Origin of the sequence: Chryseobacterium sp. ISL-6 (assembly GCF_018613715.1) — a bacterium.
GTDB lineage: Bacteria > Bacteroidota > Bacteroidia > Flavobacteriales > Weeksellaceae > Chryseobacterium > Chryseobacterium paludis.
Window position 1 is genome coordinate 200128 of sequence record NZ_JAGGPT010000003.1, and the last position, 15817, is coordinate 215944.

The following is a 15817-nucleotide window of genomic DNA, read 5'->3' on the forward strand; positions in this document are numbered from 1 at the left end:
TTACTAATTATTATTTATGATTCTTTTGTGCTGTAAAGACACAAATTTAGGACTTTGAATGTTTTTAAGATAATTGGTTAAAGAAGATTTACTCATACTGTCTTTCGTTAAATAAATTCGACCGCCAAACTCCTGCACAATATTATCTAACTGTTCCACCAGTTTTTTTAGTTTAGAATTTACTTTAAAGTCTAATGCTAAAGTATATCCTTCCATTGGAAATGAATTATAGGCCTGAGGATTATCTTTTCCAAAAAGTTTTAAAACAGCTAAAAAAGAACCGTTTCCACTATTGGCAATTGTTTCCAGGATCTTCTTCATTCCTTCTTTTCCGGATTCCTTTGGGATCACCATTTGATATTGAATAAAGCCGGATTTTCCATAAATCTTATTCCAATCATTTACAAAGTCTAAGGGATAAAAATAGGTCTCATAATCTATAAAACTTTTAACCTCTTTTTTAGACTGTTTTTTATAATACAGTAAATTGAAAATCTTTACGGTTAATGCATTCAGTACAAAACCTGGAAAATAAAACGGAACCGTCGGCTGAAATTTTTTCTTTAATCTCAAAGGACTGTTAGCCATAGATTGGGGAAGTTCATGTTGAAAAGCATGCTCGCCTCTCATTAAAATACTTCTTCCTATATTTTTACCCTTTTGTAAGCAGTCGATCCATGCTACCGTATATGTCCAGCTCTCACTCTCTTCAAATAATCTAAATATTTCATCAAGGTTTTCAGCTTTAATACTCTCCTGACGGATATAGGCTGAATCAATATTTTTAAGTTTGAACTTTGCCGTAAGAATGATCCCTGTAAGTCCCATTCCCCCAACAGTAGCCCAAAACTTTTCTGCATTTGATTCTCTTGAACAGGTGATGATTTCACCGTTCTCCGTCATTAATTTAAACTCAATGACATATTCTGAAAAGCAACCCTCCGAATGGTGATTTTTCCCATGTACATCTGATGCTATAGCACCACCAACACTAATAAACTTCGTTCCCGGCGTAACGTATAGAAAATATCCTTGCTGTACTGTGATCTCCAGTACATCTGAAAGCAAAACTCCGGATTCACACTCTATGATCCCATTTAAGCGGTCAAAACTGATGAATTTGTTTAATTTTTTGGTTGAAAATATATGTTCCCCTAATGAAGCATCTCCATAACACCTCCCATTTCCTCGTGCAATGACTTCATTGTGGTTCAATACAAATTCTTTTATCTTTTTGAAGCTGTCTTCAGACTTCATTTCCTTTTCCACTACTGGGAAATTACCCCAGTTGGTCACTTTCTGTATAAAATTAGGCTTCATTTCTTAAAATAAATTTGAATTAAAAATGTAGCCACCCATAATAATAAGGTAACCTGAATATATCGGTCTCTGTATACAATTTTTGTAGGAGACTCTGTTCTGTTGTATACTAATGTCTGTTGCAGATATCTTAAAAATGCAAATACAACAAAAATAACAGTGTAAAAAACTCTTTCATGAAACTTAGCCTGTACCTCAGGTGATAATGTAAACATTAGGTAACATATAATAGCAAGTGTTACTGAAATTGAAAGTGCAATATCTGCAAACTGTACATTATAACCATCCAAGGCTCGTCTTGTTTTACCGGAAACCTGAGCGTTGATCAGCTCACCTCTTCTTTTTCCTATAGCCAATACCAAAGCAAGAACGAATGTAAGCAATATGGCCCATTGAGAAATACTGATACCCGTGATATAACCACCTGCCAATACTCTTAAGACAAACCCTGTAGCAATAATAAAAATATCAATAATAGGAACATGTTTAAGCTTGAAGGTATATGCCAGATTCATGACAAAATAAAACCCTATAATCGTAGCAAATTTCCAGAGAACTTCTTCAAAATAAAATTGAGCAAAAAGAACAAGGAAAATATCTACAACGATTAAACCTATCAGGACCCCTATCGCCTTTGACTTCGAAATAGCTCCACTTGCCAGCGGTCTTCTTCTTTTTTCTGGATGTTGCCGATCTGCTTCGATATCATTATAATCGTTCAGGATATAAACCATACTGGCAGCGAGGGAAAAAATAATAAAAGCAAAAATACTTTTTGAAAGTAAATCAAGGTTTTTGATATTACCAGAGAAAAATAATGGTACAAAAACAAACAGGTTTTTTACCCATTGCTCTACACGCAGTAGTTTAAGATATTTCTTCATTTATGTTATTTCAATTGCAAAAATAGTAATTTCAGAATGAGCAGCATAAAAATACAAAAAAAACCGCCGTGGCGGTCTTTTAAGAAAATATTTATAAATTAAATTAATTATTGCCCTTGTTTGGCTTCATTAATCATTTTTTGGTTTGCTGTAATAGCGAATTCCACTCTTCTGTTTTGAGCTCTTCCAGCATCTGTATCATTTGTTGCAACCGGTTGACTTTCTCCTTCTCCTTTAGCCGCCATTCTATTGGAAGCAATTCCTTTAGATGACAAATAAGCTTTCACAGCGTTAGCTCTTCTTTCAGAAAGTTTCATATTATAATCATCAGCACCTTTACTGTCTGTATGACCATAGATATTAATATTGGTATCAGGATTATTAGTAAGAACCTGAGCTAATTTATCTAAGTTAGTCTGAGCAACGGAAGTAAGGTTTGAAGAATCAAATGCAAAGTTTACAATACTTTCATTCATTGTAATTTTAATACCATCTCCTACTCTTTCTACTTCAGCTCCAGGTAAAGTTTCTTTAATTTCTTTAGCCTGCTTGTCCATTTTATTACCAATAACGTTACCGGCAACACCTCCTATTATTCCTCCAAGTACAGCTCCTAATGCAGAGTTTTTACCACTTCCTACATTATTTCCTAAAATACCTCCGATAACGGCTCCTGAAGCTACCCCTACAGCAGTACCTCTTTGTTGGTGATTTGAGTTTTGAACTGCTTCACAGCTTGTTAATAACAATGCTGATGATAAAAATAGGGCTCCGATATATGTTTTATTAAATTTCATCTTTTTAATTTTTTCTTATTATTAAATTATTTCATTCCAGTTCTTTGGAAATTATATACAACTCTTACTGTACTTCCATCAAATGGAACATTTTGTTCTAGTGAAAACTGATCAGCAGATAGATTGATTACGTTTAAAGAATAACCTACTGTATTTTGCTTAGCTTTTGTACCTGTAGCAATTTTTTTAAACATGAAAGCACTTCCGCTTGTCACTTCAAATTTGATAGGCTGAGTAATACTAGGGCAATCTCCACCTCCATTTAAGCTGTAAGATCCTGTGTAGTTATTGGGAATTAATTTCCAATGACTTCCTACAAAACATTGTGCATCTGCTCCTTCATCAAATGGCTTGATCTTAAACCCTTTATCATAGTCTATGCTTACAATCTCCCAATCTCCTTTTAGTTTTAAAAATTCAGATCTTTGGGTTTGTGCTGTTTGTGCATTTTTCACTTGGGAACAAGACACTGCAAAAAGTGAGGTTCCCAACATTCCTGCAAGTAGTAACTTTTTCATTTTGTCGTTTATTTTTTGTTACAATAAAGTTACAAAAAACCGTGCCAAAATTGAAAAATAAAAACAAAAAAGTCCGAAAAATTCGGACTTTTTATTATATATACTGTAAGACAGTGAAATAAATTATTTTTTAACAGTCTTTTTTACGGATTTCGTAGCTTTTTTTACTGCTGAAGTTTTCCCGTTATAAAAGTTAGAATATGCATATTCTGCTGCTCTTTTAAGATCTATTACTCCTCCAGCTTGTGAAAAGTCTCCAAATTGGTTCTCTGTACTTGGGTTACTGGATTTCACCAAAGCTTCGATGATCTGATTCGGCTTTAAATTTGGCATATAAGCTAATAAAACAGCTGCTGCTCCTGCTACAACAGGAGATGCCATTGAAGTCCCCTGAAGATATTCATATGTACTTGTTGGAACAGTAGAATAAATTTCTTCACCCGGAGCAAAAACATTTACCATTTTCTTGTTAAAGTTAGAGAAACTTGCTCTTAATTCACTGTTTCTATTCGTGCTTGCACCTACAACGATTACATTGTTTACAAATGGTTTATCATCAGTAATATTTTTAAAGTTGGTTGGATAAGCAAGATGCTCAGCTACATCTTCATTTTCATTCCCTGCCGCTTTTACCAAAAGAACGCCTTTATCTTCAGCATACTTAAATGCATCCCAAACAACGTTTTTACCTGGAGATACTGGTTTTCCAAAGCTCATATTTAAAACTTTAGCCCCATTATCTACTGCATATTTGATTGCATTAGCAACATCCTTATCTCTTTCATCTCCATTAGGAACTGTTCTTACAGACATGATCTTAGCCACTTTTGAAGCTACACCATATTGAATCTCCTTTCCTTGAGGTAAACCAGCAATAATACCTGCTACGTGAGTACCATGCTCTGCATCAGGTCCCTGGTAATCATTATTTCCATAATTCTTTTGATTATAGTCATCATAATTATCACCAACGATTTCTGCTCTTGTATCATAGCTCAGATCATATTGTTTTGCTGCAGGGGCAAAATGATCGATTGCTCCTTTCATTTCCTTCTTCATTGTTGTTTCAAAATCCGCCGCTGACTTTCCTTTAAATTCAGGGCTTTGTGCAACCTGAGTTAAAATATTAAGTGCGATTGCATCTTTCTGCTCTGTTGGAGCCTTTATAGCCGAAATATTTTCAGCAGTTACTGATTTCCCACCTAAAAGTTTAATCATATTAGGAATCAAATCATTGATCATTGTGTATTGCTGAAGGCTTTGTTTTGCTTCTACACTTTTCTTAGTGAAAAGTTCTTTTGACTTCATATACATCGCAAATTCCTCTGGCATTTTAGCTTGATTTGCTTTGTTTTTAGTTGAATCATCTCCTTCAAATACCGGCTTATATTTAGCAACCATTCTCGTTACCTCCATATTGTCGATATCTACATCACCATTCTTTCCACCGATAAAATTCCATCCGTGTACATCATCTATATAACCATTTCCGTCATCATCTTTTCCATTGTTTGGTACTTCGTTAGGATTGGACCATATATTTTTGATCAATCCCGGGTGGTCAACCTGTACTCCACTATCCAGAACACCAACGACAACAGTTTTAGGCTTAAGTCCTTTAGATTCTAAATATTTATATGCATTTTCTGTATTGATACCATATACTTTTGTTGTTCCAAAATCTTTATGATACCACGTCATTAAATCTTTATCTTCTTTCGGGTCAACGCTCTTTGCCTGTGCTTCCTGTGCAAAAGCAGAATGAAAGCCTGCTAAAAAGACAGCAGCTAATAATACCTTTTTCATGCTAGTATGATTGTTTAATATTTTTTATATAAGTCACAGATTCAGGCCCTTTGTTACAAATCAGGTCCAGAATCGATAAGTCATTCAAAAATCCTAATTTATCAGAGAATGTCTGATAGTACGAATCCATTTCATAGTCTGAAGGTAATTTTGCGGAAAATTTTTCTCTAAAATTAACTTGTTCAGGATTTTTGATATATTCTTCATTCAAAGAGTATGCCTTTTCTGTTTTTAAGATTTGCTGCAAAATCTCTAATCCTTTAAGATTAAAATCTAAAAGGTAATTTTCCTTTGATTCAAATAACCTGATCAACTTATCTTCATAAAATTCAAAATAAGGAGAACTCTGATAGGCAGTCTTGATAGATTTCCAGTGAAGCTTTCTCCAATCTTCCCTATTTGATACTTCTATTTCTTTAAATTCTCTTTTTCCAGTATGGCTGATAGGAATTATTAAAGAAAGTTTTCCATTTGCTCCATAAATATTAGTCCTGTTTCTATACGTTTGCTTCGGAAAACTTTCAAATTGTTCAAAAGTAACGTCATTCTCAGCGCCCATAAAAACTGAAAACCATGAAATTGGTGGTAAATAAAACACCGGTAATAATACATTCTTCATATTCATAATACAAAAATGAAGTATTTTTTCAAATACTTCATTTTATTTTAAATTTATTTTATTTATAAATCTTCTTCTGTTTTTTTCTTTCTGAACAGTTTAACAAAGTATTCCCATCCAAAGAATAAGACAAGGATCATTGCTGCAATCCACCAGTAAGATGTTTTATTTGCCTCTCCGGTGTTGGTCGCTTTAAACATTCTTTCCCAACGGATCTTAAACGGAGCCTGGTAAGTGGAACTTGCATCTTTAAAAACTCCCTGTAAACTCATCCAGGTAAATATTGGTTTTCCTACAATGTTTTCTTCAGGAACGAAACCAAAGAATCTTGCATCCAAAGAAGCATCTCTGTTATCCCCTATCATCATATAGTAGTCTTGCTTTATTGTATAATTTGTAGCCTGCTGACCATTAATAAAAATCAATCCATCTCTTTCTACCAAATTATTATGTTCATATTCAGAAATAATCCAACGATATGTAGGAAGTGTTTCTTTATTAATAGCAACTACATCTCCTTTTTTAGGTATTCTAAGTGGTCCATACCAATCCTGATTCCAAGGTTTGTTGATTGGAAATATAGACTGTGTAGTATCAATACTTTTCGAATAAGCCGTCCTATCAGCATTTAGTTTATGCTGAATAGTAGCAGAATCCTTTGGAAAGATACTTTCTTCCATATTTATTACACTTGGTAATGCTTTAATATCTGCTGCTGTTTTATTAGTTAATCCCTGAAACATATAAACAAACCCTTTATCTGTCTGCATTTCTCTTACAGGTAAGAAACCATAAGTATTGTATAATCCCGGAATATCTAACTGAGCTCCTGTATTTACAGTATATGCATGCTGTACTTCCTGATCTCCTAAAACAGTTTCAGGTTTACCATTTACAAAAAGCCTTCCCTGTCTCATTTCAAAAGTATCTCCTGCCGCAGCAACACATCTTTTCACATAAGGGTCTTTTCTGTCAATGGCAGTATGTACTGAATCCTGAGGATAGTTGAAAACAAGAACATCATTTCTCTGAGGCTTGTTGAATTGCATTATTCTTGCATAAGGCAATTTTACACCATCTACGTAAGATTTCGGATCATCTTTAGGGTTTCCTTTTTCCCCGGTATCCATAATAGTTCCCTGTAAGAAAGGTATAGCTAATGGACGCATTGGTAATCTGTAGCCATAGCTCCATTTATTTACAAAAAGGAAGTCACCCACCAACAAGGTTCTTTCCATAGATCCTGTTGGAATCCCGAAAGGCTGAGTTACAAAAACATGGATGATCGTTGCGAAAACAACTGCAAAAGTAACAGAACCTAAGAAAGAATCTTTCTTTTTAGCTGCCTTTTCTTCATCCGTTAAGAACAACTCATTTTCATCTTCCAACTCTATTTCTTTACCATAATTCACTATTGCCATATAAATGAATGGAAGAATCACTGTAAGTAACTGGTCTTTGAAAAGAGTTTTTCCAAACTTTTTCATTAAATACAAATGAAAAACAGACATCATAATCGGACCAACAATTGGTAAATATGATAAAATAGCCCACCACTTCGGATGTTTGGTTTCTTTTAGAATAATAAAATAATTGTAAAAAGGTATAAAAGCAAATAATGGACTATACCCCAATTTCTTGAACAGTTTCCATGTTGAAATCCCCATTAATACGGATAAAATGAGAACGTATACTGTATAAGTTAAAAAATAATTCATAAATTTCGTGCCTATTCTATTAGTTTGTGTTGAGCAACTGCTTTATTAGTTTGTGATTTGGGGTATTTGTTACAGATTAGAGCCCCAAAACATCTTTCATTGTGAAATTTCCTTTCTTGTCCTTAATCCATTCTGCAGCAACTACTGCGCCTAATGCAAAACCATTTCTATTGAATGCAGTGTGTTTGATTTCAATTTCATCCACCTCACTTCTGTAGAATACGCTATGCGTTCCCGGAACTTCATCTTCACGAATAGCAAAAATCCCCAATTGATTTCCTTGAGTTTCTTCCAATTTCCATGCATCAAATTTAGGATTGTTTTTAAAAATACCCTCAGCTAAGGAAATAGCTGTTCCGCTTGGAGCATCTAATTTGTGAATGTGGTGAATTTCTTCTAATTGACAGGAGTATTCATTAACATTCTTCATTAGATCGGCCAACTTTTCATTTAAAGCAAAAAATAAATTGACCCCTAAACTAAAGTTGGAGCCATATAAAAATGCAGTTTGATTTTCTACTGCAATTTTTTCTACTTCTTCTTTTTTATCCAGCCATCCTGTGGTCCCGCAAATAACAGGAATATTATTTTCAAGACATGCTTGTATGTTGTTAAACGCTACTTCAGGTAACGAAAACTCAATCACTACATCAGGATTATTAAGATTTTCAGCAGTTGGAGTTTCTTTCAGACGAGCAACCACTTCATGTCCTCTCTTCGTAGCAATCTCATCAATGATCTTACCCATTTTTCCATATCCAACTAATGCTATTCTCATGTGACTTTTATTATTTATATAACCTTAATTATTTATTAGAACCTATAACTTAAACTCAACCCTGTTTTGGGAGGTTGTATACTGTACTGATCCTGAATAACAGTTGGTTTAAAAGTTAAATCAGGGTCATGGCGACTTTCATAAAGATGTGCATCAACTACAGCATCTACAATACTTAAAATATAGATCAATCCTGTAATTGCTATTGCATAATCTCTTTGTCTTTTTGCTCTATCCTGCACGTTCGCTAATGCTACTTTATCCAACCATGGTCGGCTATCAATAAATTCATTAGGAGTTCCGTTTAATTTGGCTATGTAATATTCTCTGTATTTTTTGTATTGCTTGTCGTTCCACATGGCAATACCTACTCCAGTTCCCACAGCACCCCAAACAATAGGAATTTTCCAATACTTTTTGTTGTAGTACTGTCCTAAACCTGGAAAGACCGCAGAATATAAACCTGCTTTTGTAGGATTTAATTTTAGTGTTTTTGCCGTAGGACCATTTGCACTTTCAAGGTCGGCAATCACTTTCGACTCTGATTTTGGTGGCTTTGCGGCAGAGATACTGTCCTTCGGATGGTGTTCTACCCGAATTGTATCATTAGGATTTACTTGTGAATAAGCCAGAGCAGATAGACACAAGAAAAAAGTGAACAATAATTTCTTCATTTATTTAATGTGAGACAGAATATATTCCAACTCATCTTCATTCTTAAAGTCGAGAACAATTTTACCTTTTTTACCGTTTCCGATTGTTTTAATCTCTACTTTTACTTCTAATATATCGGAGATTGTCTTTTGAGCTCTTTTATAATTATTTGAAAGTTCAGCTTTTACTTTTTTGGCAGCCGGTGATTTTGGATTTTTCAGTGCAGTAGCAGCCTGTTCAGCCTGACGAACATTCAGCTGTTCTTTAATAATAAGATCAAATAAAATTTGCTGCAGCTCATCATTTTCCATGCTGATAATTGCTCTACCATGTCCTGCAGAGATTTCACCACTACGAATAGCATTCTGAATATCCGGACTTAATCTCAATAATCTGATAGAGTTGGTAATGGTACTTCTATCTTTTCCTACTCTTTGGCTAAGGTTTTCCTGAGTCATTCCTATTTCATCTAAAAGCCTCTGATAGGTAAGTGCGATCTCAATAGAATCGAGATCTTCTCTCTGAATGTTCTCAACAAGAGCCATTTCTAAAAGCTCCTGATCGTTTACCAAACGGATATAGGCAGGAATAGAAGTTAAGCCAGCAATTTTACTTGCTCTAAAACGTCTTTCCCCAGATATAATTTCAAATCTTTCGCCTTCTTTCCTTAAGGTAATGGGTTGGATTACACCCAGGTTTTTAATAGACTGCGCTAATTCATTTAATGCTTTTTCGTCAAAATAAGTTCTTGGCTGAGTTGGGTTGGGATAAATATCTTCAATCGCTACTTCTACGATATTTCCAACAAACTTATCTGCCCCTTCATCAGTAGCAGAATTAACAGTTGCTTTGGATTCAGCACTTAAAATAGCTCCCAAACCACGTCCCATAGCTCTTTTTTTGTCCTTCATAGATATAATTGATAAATGATGATAACATAAATGATAAATGATAAATGATAAATCAATTATTACATTTAAGTGCTATCTATTATTTATTTAAATTTTAATTCTTTACTAAATTTTCATTTTTCAACAGAACCTCTTCTGCCAACTGAATATATTGAATTGCCCCTTTACTTTCAGCATCATAATTCAAGATACTTTCTCCGAAACTTGGCGCTTCACTTAATCTAACGTTTCTGCTGATGATCGTTTCAAAAACCATCTCAGGGAAATGTGCATTTACTTCTTCAACCACCTGATTAGACAACCTTAATCTGCTATCATACATCGTTAGAAGTAAACCTTCAATATCAAGATCTTTGTTGTGGATCTTCTGAACATTTTTAATCGTATTTAAAAGCTTCCCTAAACCTTCCAAAGCGAAATATTCACACTGGATCGGGATGATAACAGAGTCTGCTGCAGTTAATGCATTTACAGTGATCAAACCTAAACTTGGTGCACAGTCGATGATAATATAATCATAATCATTCTTTACACTTTGTAAAGCTTTTTTAAGCATATACTCACGGTCTTCCTTGTCTACCAGTTCAATTTCCGCAGCTACTAAGTCTATATGAGACGGAACGATATCAAGATTTGGCGTTGCTGTTTTCTTGATACAATTAATGGTTTCGACACTGTGTTCTAAGAGATTGTATGTAGAATACTGAACATCTTCAACCCCTAATCCTGAAGTGGCATTAGCCTGAGGATCAGCATCGATGATTAATATTTTCTTTTCCAATACCCCTAATGCTGCCGCAAGATTTACAGCTGTTGTCGTTTTTCCAACTCCCCCTTTTTGATTAGCGATACCTATGATTTTTCCCATTATTAGAACTTTAAGCCTCAAAAATACACATTTTTCTTTGCTCTTAATCGATGATGAAAACTAAAAATGAGTTAAAATATTGTTAATAAGAGCTTTAAGCATAAAAAAAATTATCCACAAAAAATAGTATTTTGTGGATAACTGTCAAGATTTGTTTAATATCGATTATTCAAACTTCATAGATATTGGAAATTTGAAATAACTTCTTACGGCTTCGCCTTTTTTATTTTTTCCTGGAACCCATTTTCCTCTGATCGATTTTATGGTTCTCATAGCCTCACTATTGAAATCTGCATTTACACCATTAGCTTTGATACCTGAGATTGTTCCATCAATCTCTACGATAAAAGTAATAGTCGTTTTTACTACCCCTTCTGTATCAAACCCGGAACCGTCAAAGTTATTCATAACTTTATTTCTGAATGAATCTATTCCGCCAACGAAATTAGCTTCAATGCTAAGTTCTGTCTCAATCTTTTTAGGATCAGTTTTTTCAACGGGAGGTTCGGTCTTTACATAAGGTACATTTCCAGTTCCAATATTTTGAGGAACAACCGGGATGTATTTTGTATTCTCAACTTCTTTACCTGGTGAAGTTTGAGTACTTGCTACGGCATTTTCTTTGTCTACTACTTCCTTTTTCTCATTGGTTACAATTGCTTTTGGCTCTGGTAATCTTTCATCATAAGTTTTAACTTTCTCAGCTCGAATTGGTTCTGGTTTAATTTGTGCTGGTGGGTCTTTCACTGGTGGGTCCTCAGGAATATCCATTGGATGATATACGGGCGCAACCGGAACTTTTGGTTCAGCAGTTTTAAACGCTGAAATAGCTAATGGTGTAATTGAAATAGCAGCCAACAAACTTACACCTACGAATAGTGCTTTTGTTAGAATTCTGTCTGATTCATTTCTTAAAACATAAGCACCATATTCCTTATTACGATGCTCGAAAAGAACTTCATTGAAGCGAAATTCTTGATTAGTGTGTAGGTGTTTCATCACTTTAAATATTTAAAACGGTTAATAAAAATGTGATTATTAGTTTTTATAGCACTTATCGATAAGTACGTTTATAATATCAAAACATTTGCCAAATTTTTGTTAAAACATTAATATTTTAAAATTCTTTATGACAATTAACAAAATTAATTATGTATAAGATAATAATACACTAAAAACAAAGAATATACGATTTATATTATTCAACAATAATCATATTTTAATTCAAAAAATTTAATAAAAATTAAAAAACAGTAAAAACCACACCAATAAACAGGAAAAATACTGAGACTTTCCATTTGAACCCGAAATACATTTGTACCATACAAAACCGGGGATGCTGAAAACCGAAAAGAGTAAGCAATAAAAAAACAAAAACTTATAATTATGCCAACTTTAACTCAAGAAGCAAAATCGAACTCATTAATGAGCATGCTTTTAAAACAAGTGTATGACACCGTAACTAATGGTGGAGATCCAGACTCTCTGGGACCAAATGACTTCATTGCATTTGACCCGGTAGGGATTACTCTTTCTGAAGATACTTTTGATTATGCTCTTAACGGGCTATTCGGAGATGCTCCTTCTCCCAAACCAATGCTTGATGGAAAAGGAAATCCAATTCTTGACGCCAATGGAAATCCAAAAATCGACATGGAAGCGTACCAAAATGCTTTATCAAACAGTAAATTCAGAAAGTATCTTCAAATGGAACAGTTCGCTGCAATGGTGGATGTTATTCCTTCACAATTACCTCCTCTTACAAGTACAGGAAATGGAAGATCAATGTCTATTATGAGTATTATGAATGATTCTCAAAAGAGAGTTTCTAAAGTATACGAGGATCTTTTACAATGGTCTGTAGTAGTAGACACAGAATTTGATGAAAAAGTAGAGAAGAAACTAAACACTTTAAGGGATAAGCTTTTCAAAATCAAAAAAGTAAAAAATACAGATTTCGATCCGAATTCACCTATCGACGATATGAATAAGCCGGAGATCTTCCACACTTTCGTTTCTCCCACCTATTCTAAATATGTAGAATATCAAATGAAGTATTATGATATTGTGGATGCGAACAACGAAATAAGAACGGCCGCAGACAATGGAGATGCAGAAGCTATGGCTAAACTTTCTATTGATGGTAAAAACATGAAAAAACGTGAAGATGCTTCACTTAAAGCGTGGCAGTCTTTGGGATATAAGGAAGCGGTAGAAAAAATCCAAAATTATCTAAGTGAGGTAGAGCAAAAAAACATGCTCGTAATCAAAAAAAGAATGGAATCTGAGTTTAGAAACAGCCAGAGAACAAGAGTTTTGGATTACACCAATTATTCACCTTCTATTCCGGTTGCAGCTAATGCATTAAAAGAATCTAAAGGGTGGCCAACAGTAACTATTGTTGAGGGTGAATCTAACTACGACTACTCAAAATCAGTTCACAACTGGGGAGCTGCTGCAGGATTTAGTTTAGGAATTTTCTCAATAGGAGCAAAAGGTGGGGGAAAACATGAAAAGACTAAAATCAATACTGATTATACAAATATGAAAGTCTCTTTCAAACTTGGAAAAGTAAGAGTCGAAAGAGGATGGCTTAACCAGAATTTCATAGAGTCTAAATATTGGAAGTTACATGAACAATCTCCACAAACTTTAAGTGGTGATGTAATCAGTGATGGAAAAGGTAAAGGATTAATGCCTTCAATGATCACAGAATTGATCATTGCAAAAGATGTATGTCTGGATTTCGCAAACAACAGCACTGCATTCACTGATGTTAAAAATTCTGTAACCTCAGGAGCAGCCGTAGGTATCGGACCTTTTGTTTTCGGAGGTACTTATAGCTATGACAACCAGGATGTACAGTCTAATGCTAAATGGAACGGTAAGAAGTTAACATCTGATGGAATCTACATCATTGGTTACAAATGTCATGTTGTTCCAAAATCTCCAAATCCAAATCCTGAGATCAAGAAATGGACTGACGGAAAATCATAATATCCTTCTCAATAAAGAATAGCCGGCAGAATTTTTTTCTGTCGGTTATTTAAAAATCAATAAAAACTAATGCCATGAAATATTTTATTGCCGTCTATCAAAAGCTTAAAAACACTTACCTGTCTCAAAGCTCCATGGAGAATGACCTACCTATGATTTGTCCTTCTCTCAGGGTTTATGAGAATGAAGAGCTGGAACTTCTAAAGCCCCAAAGTTTGTTTAATGATGATCAGAAAAAAGCTCTTTCGATTATTAAAAAGCAAAATATGGCTTATGAACTGAATTCGGTTCCTATTTCTTCTCAATTCTGGGATCTGAATCCCAATAATTCTCTGTTTGATATCTATCGTGATATTCTGGATAAAAATAATTTAAAGAATCTTGAGGAAAATCTGGATAAGGTAATTGCCATCCAAAGCACTATACTTTTTGATGCTAAAAAGAGTGATACTAAGGAATTCAAAGCTTATAAAAAATACAGAACGACCCATGAGCAGGCCGTTGATAAAATTACAGCTCATCTAGAATTATTTGACAGTCTGGATACTGATGAAGAAAAGAGCAATTGGAATGATCAGTTAGTTAATTTAAACACAATGAAAGAACTGGCTTTTTCTGACTGGAAAATAAAAGGCAATAAGGATATTATTGAACAAGAGCTGGCAAGAATTAATAAAGCTTCGGATGCCGATTTATATTTAGCTATGGCTCAAAGTGCTAAAAACACTTTTGAAGCGGCAGAAAAAACGGATGTGATCAGCAATGCTTCGATTCATGATATTAATTTTATCCCTTATGATTTCATGGAAAACGAATCCGGATGGAACAGTATGAGAATCGAGAAATCTGAACTTGACAGTTTATATACTGAGGCAAAGAACACAAACGAAAATATTCCGTCAGAAATTCTATCAATAGATTATGATGAAAGTGTAATTCAAGCCGTGGAGCTGGATTATTCATTTGTTCATCTAAAAAGAAGCTGGTTTAATAAAAACTTTATGATGTCTGATCTTTTTGAATGGAATGAACCAAAAAAAATATCAGATGGCCAGACGATCTCCAATGACTTCAAACTACCCGCTTTTCCTAAAACGATGATTTTAATTAAAAATCTAAAAATAGTCTTAGACCCTTCTATCACTAATGATGCAGTTAATAACCCGAATCAATTGATCTATTTTGGCCCACTGATCATGAAACAGCAGCTTTTTGTGAATAAAAACAATAATCAGAAATTTCTGAAAGCAATAACAAATGTTAGAACTATAAAATCTGATCAATTAAACAATTTAACCCGGAAAACAGTCAATGTTGAAAATGCCAAAATATCAGCTACAGAATTCACAGCAAAACCAATAGCCGAACCGGCTGCTGAAACGATAAAAGTAAACCCTAATCTTGCCTTTAACAACAAGGTGAATATGAACATTCTCAATAGTGTCAGAAACTTAAGGCCGGTTACTACAGTTACCACACCGCAACCGATAACTCCAGTCCAACCCATAAAACCTGTGATTCCAATCAGAAATACGGGAATCTTTGTTCCGATAAAATATCCTATTCCGATTCCCTCAACAGGAGCGAATGTACAATTCAGGATTTTCGATAAAATAAACAATGATCCTATTTATAAATGCTCTATCTCTATTAAAGGGACAAACAATAGCAGAATTTATGAAATAGAAACCAACGAAATAGGAATGATCAATCAGATCATCCCAATTGGCGAATACAGCATTGAATTAAGAATAGATGACTATGCAGTTATTAACCAAAACTTTAGTGTTGTAAATGATAATCCATTGAATCTGGAATACAGGCTTCAAAGAGAAGAAGTTAAATTCAAGTCTTTCTTTCTGATCGGAATGATCTGTGAAAGAATGCCTAAAATACCAATGAACTGATTTTTGAGATCTACTCAATAATCTTTTAACTCTATATAAA

Annotated in this window: 14 protein-coding genes; 2 read left to right on the top strand and 12 right to left on the bottom strand. The window is 34.2% G+C overall.

Annotated elements, in window-relative coordinates:
* Positions 1–3: 3 nt before the first annotated feature.
* The 12 genes from J7E44_RS07130 to J7E44_RS07185 form a co-directional block, all read right to left on the bottom strand.
* Entirely contained in the window at positions 4–1320 is a 1317-nt protein-coding gene (locus J7E44_RS07130; RefSeq protein WP_214827137.1) for an FAD-binding oxidoreductase, read from the bottom strand.
* Positions 1317–2204: a decaprenyl-phosphate phosphoribosyltransferase gene (locus tag J7E44_RS07135; protein WP_214827140.1), complete on the bottom strand. Its 888-nt coding sequence runs from the start codon at positions 2202–2204 to the stop codon at positions 1317–1319. Before J7E44_RS07135 ends, J7E44_RS07130 begins: the two co-directional genes overlap by 4 nt.
* Positions 2205–2311: 107 nt before the next feature.
* Positions 2312–3001 carry a YiaD family glycine zipper/OmpA-like lipoprotein gene (locus J7E44_RS07140; protein WP_214827142.1) on the bottom strand — a complete coding sequence of 230 codons (690 nt, stop codon included), beginning with the start codon at positions 2999–3001 and terminating at the stop codon, positions 2312–2314.
* A 26-nt stretch (positions 3002–3027) separates the two neighbouring features.
* A complete protein-coding gene (locus J7E44_RS07145; protein ID WP_214827144.1) occupies positions 3028–3519 on the bottom strand; it encodes a lipocalin-like domain-containing protein in 492 nt (163 codons plus the stop codon).
* A 123-nt stretch (positions 3520–3642) separates the two neighbouring features.
* On the bottom strand, positions 3643–5325 hold the full coding sequence (locus J7E44_RS07150) for a S8 family serine peptidase (protein ID WP_214827146.1): 1683 nt from the start codon (positions 5323–5325) through the stop codon (positions 3643–3645).
* A gap of 1 nt (position 5326) precedes the next feature.
* Positions 5327–5950, bottom strand: coding sequence for a WbqC family protein (locus J7E44_RS07155; RefSeq protein WP_502757491.1), 624 nt, complete (start codon positions 5948–5950; stop codon positions 5327–5329).
* Positions 5951–6006: 56 nt separating this feature from the next.
* Positions 6007–7662, bottom strand: a complete 1656-nt coding sequence (gene lepB, locus J7E44_RS07160) for a signal peptidase I (protein ID WP_214827151.1) — start codon at positions 7660–7662, stop codon at positions 6007–6009.
* A 76-nt stretch (positions 7663–7738) separates the two neighbouring features.
* Positions 7739–8440, bottom strand: a complete 702-nt coding sequence (gene dapB, locus J7E44_RS07165) for a 4-hydroxy-tetrahydrodipicolinate reductase (RefSeq protein WP_214827153.1) — start codon at positions 8438–8440, stop codon at positions 7739–7741.
* 35 nt (positions 8441–8475) lie between these two features.
* Positions 8476–9114: a DUF5683 domain-containing protein gene (locus J7E44_RS07170; protein WP_214827156.1), complete on the bottom strand. Its 639-nt coding sequence runs from the start codon at positions 9112–9114 to the stop codon at positions 8476–8478.
* The gene (locus tag J7E44_RS07175; RefSeq protein WP_214827159.1) at positions 9115–10005 is read right to left on the bottom strand and encodes a ParB/RepB/Spo0J family partition protein; all 891 of its coding nucleotides are present in this window, start codon (positions 10003–10005) and stop codon (positions 9115–9117) included.
* 94 nt (positions 10006–10099) lie between these two features.
* Entirely contained in the window at positions 10100–10873 is a 774-nt protein-coding gene (locus J7E44_RS07180) for a ParA family protein (RefSeq protein WP_214827162.1), read from the bottom strand.
* Between the two features lie 165 nt (positions 10874–11038).
* Positions 11039–11872: an energy transducer TonB gene (locus tag J7E44_RS07185; protein WP_214827164.1), complete on the bottom strand. Its 834-nt coding sequence runs from the start codon at positions 11870–11872 to the stop codon at positions 11039–11041.
* Between the two features lie 387 nt (positions 11873–12259).
* Between J7E44_RS07185 and J7E44_RS07190 the strand changes: the two genes are divergently transcribed.
* Both J7E44_RS07190 and J7E44_RS07195 read left to right on the top strand, forming a co-directional pair.
* Positions 12260–13870, top strand: a complete 1611-nt coding sequence (locus J7E44_RS07190; RefSeq protein ID WP_214827166.1) for a hypothetical protein — start codon at positions 12260–12262, stop codon at positions 13868–13870.
* Positions 13871–13944: 74 nt separating this feature from the next.
* Positions 13945–15777, top strand: a complete 1833-nt coding sequence (locus J7E44_RS07195; protein WP_214827168.1) for a hypothetical protein — start codon at positions 13945–13947, stop codon at positions 15775–15777.
* Positions 15778–15817: the final 40 nt, after the last annotated feature.

Coding starts and splice junctions, on each gene's coding strand:
- J7E44_RS07130 (WP_214827137.1), bottom strand. CDS start 1,320: ATGAAGCCTAATTTTATACAGAAAGTGACCAACTGGGGTAATTTCCCA.
- J7E44_RS07135 (WP_214827140.1), bottom strand. CDS start 2,204: ATGAAGAAATATCTTAAACTACTGCGTGTAGAGCAATGGGTAAAAAAC.
- J7E44_RS07140 (WP_214827142.1), bottom strand. CDS start 3,001: ATGAAATTTAATAAAACATATATCGGAGCCCTATTTTTATCATCAGCA.
- J7E44_RS07145 (WP_214827144.1), bottom strand. CDS start 3,519: ATGAAAAAGTTACTACTTGCAGGAATGTTGGGAACCTCACTTTTTGCA.
- J7E44_RS07150 (WP_214827146.1), bottom strand. CDS start 5,325: ATGAAAAAGGTATTATTAGCTGCTGTCTTTTTAGCAGGCTTTCATTCT.
- J7E44_RS07155 (WP_502757491.1), bottom strand. CDS start 5,950: ATGAATATGAAGAATGTATTATTACCGGTGTTTTATTTACCACCAATT.
- lepB (WP_214827151.1), bottom strand. CDS start 7,662: ATGAATTATTTTTTAACTTATACAGTATACGTTCTCATTTTATCCGTA.
- dapB (WP_214827153.1), bottom strand. CDS start 8,440: ATGAGAATAGCATTAGTTGGATATGGAAAAATGGGTAAGATCATTGAT.
- J7E44_RS07170 (WP_214827156.1), bottom strand. CDS start 9,114: ATGAAGAAATTATTGTTCACTTTTTTCTTGTGTCTATCTGCTCTGGCT.
- J7E44_RS07175 (WP_214827159.1), bottom strand. CDS start 10,005: ATGAAGGACAAAAAAAGAGCTATGGGACGTGGTTTGGGAGCTATTTTA.
- J7E44_RS07180 (WP_214827162.1), bottom strand. CDS start 10,873: ATGGGAAAAATCATAGGTATCGCTAATCAAAAAGGGGGAGTTGGAAAA.
- J7E44_RS07185 (WP_214827164.1), bottom strand. CDS start 11,872: ATGAAACACCTACACACTAATCAAGAATTTCGCTTCAATGAAGTTCTT.
- J7E44_RS07190 (WP_214827166.1), top strand. CDS start 12,260: ATGCCAACTTTAACTCAAGAAGCAAAATCGAACTCATTAATGAGCATG.
- J7E44_RS07195 (WP_214827168.1), top strand. CDS start 13,945: ATGAAATATTTTATTGCCGTCTATCAAAAGCTTAAAAACACTTACCTG.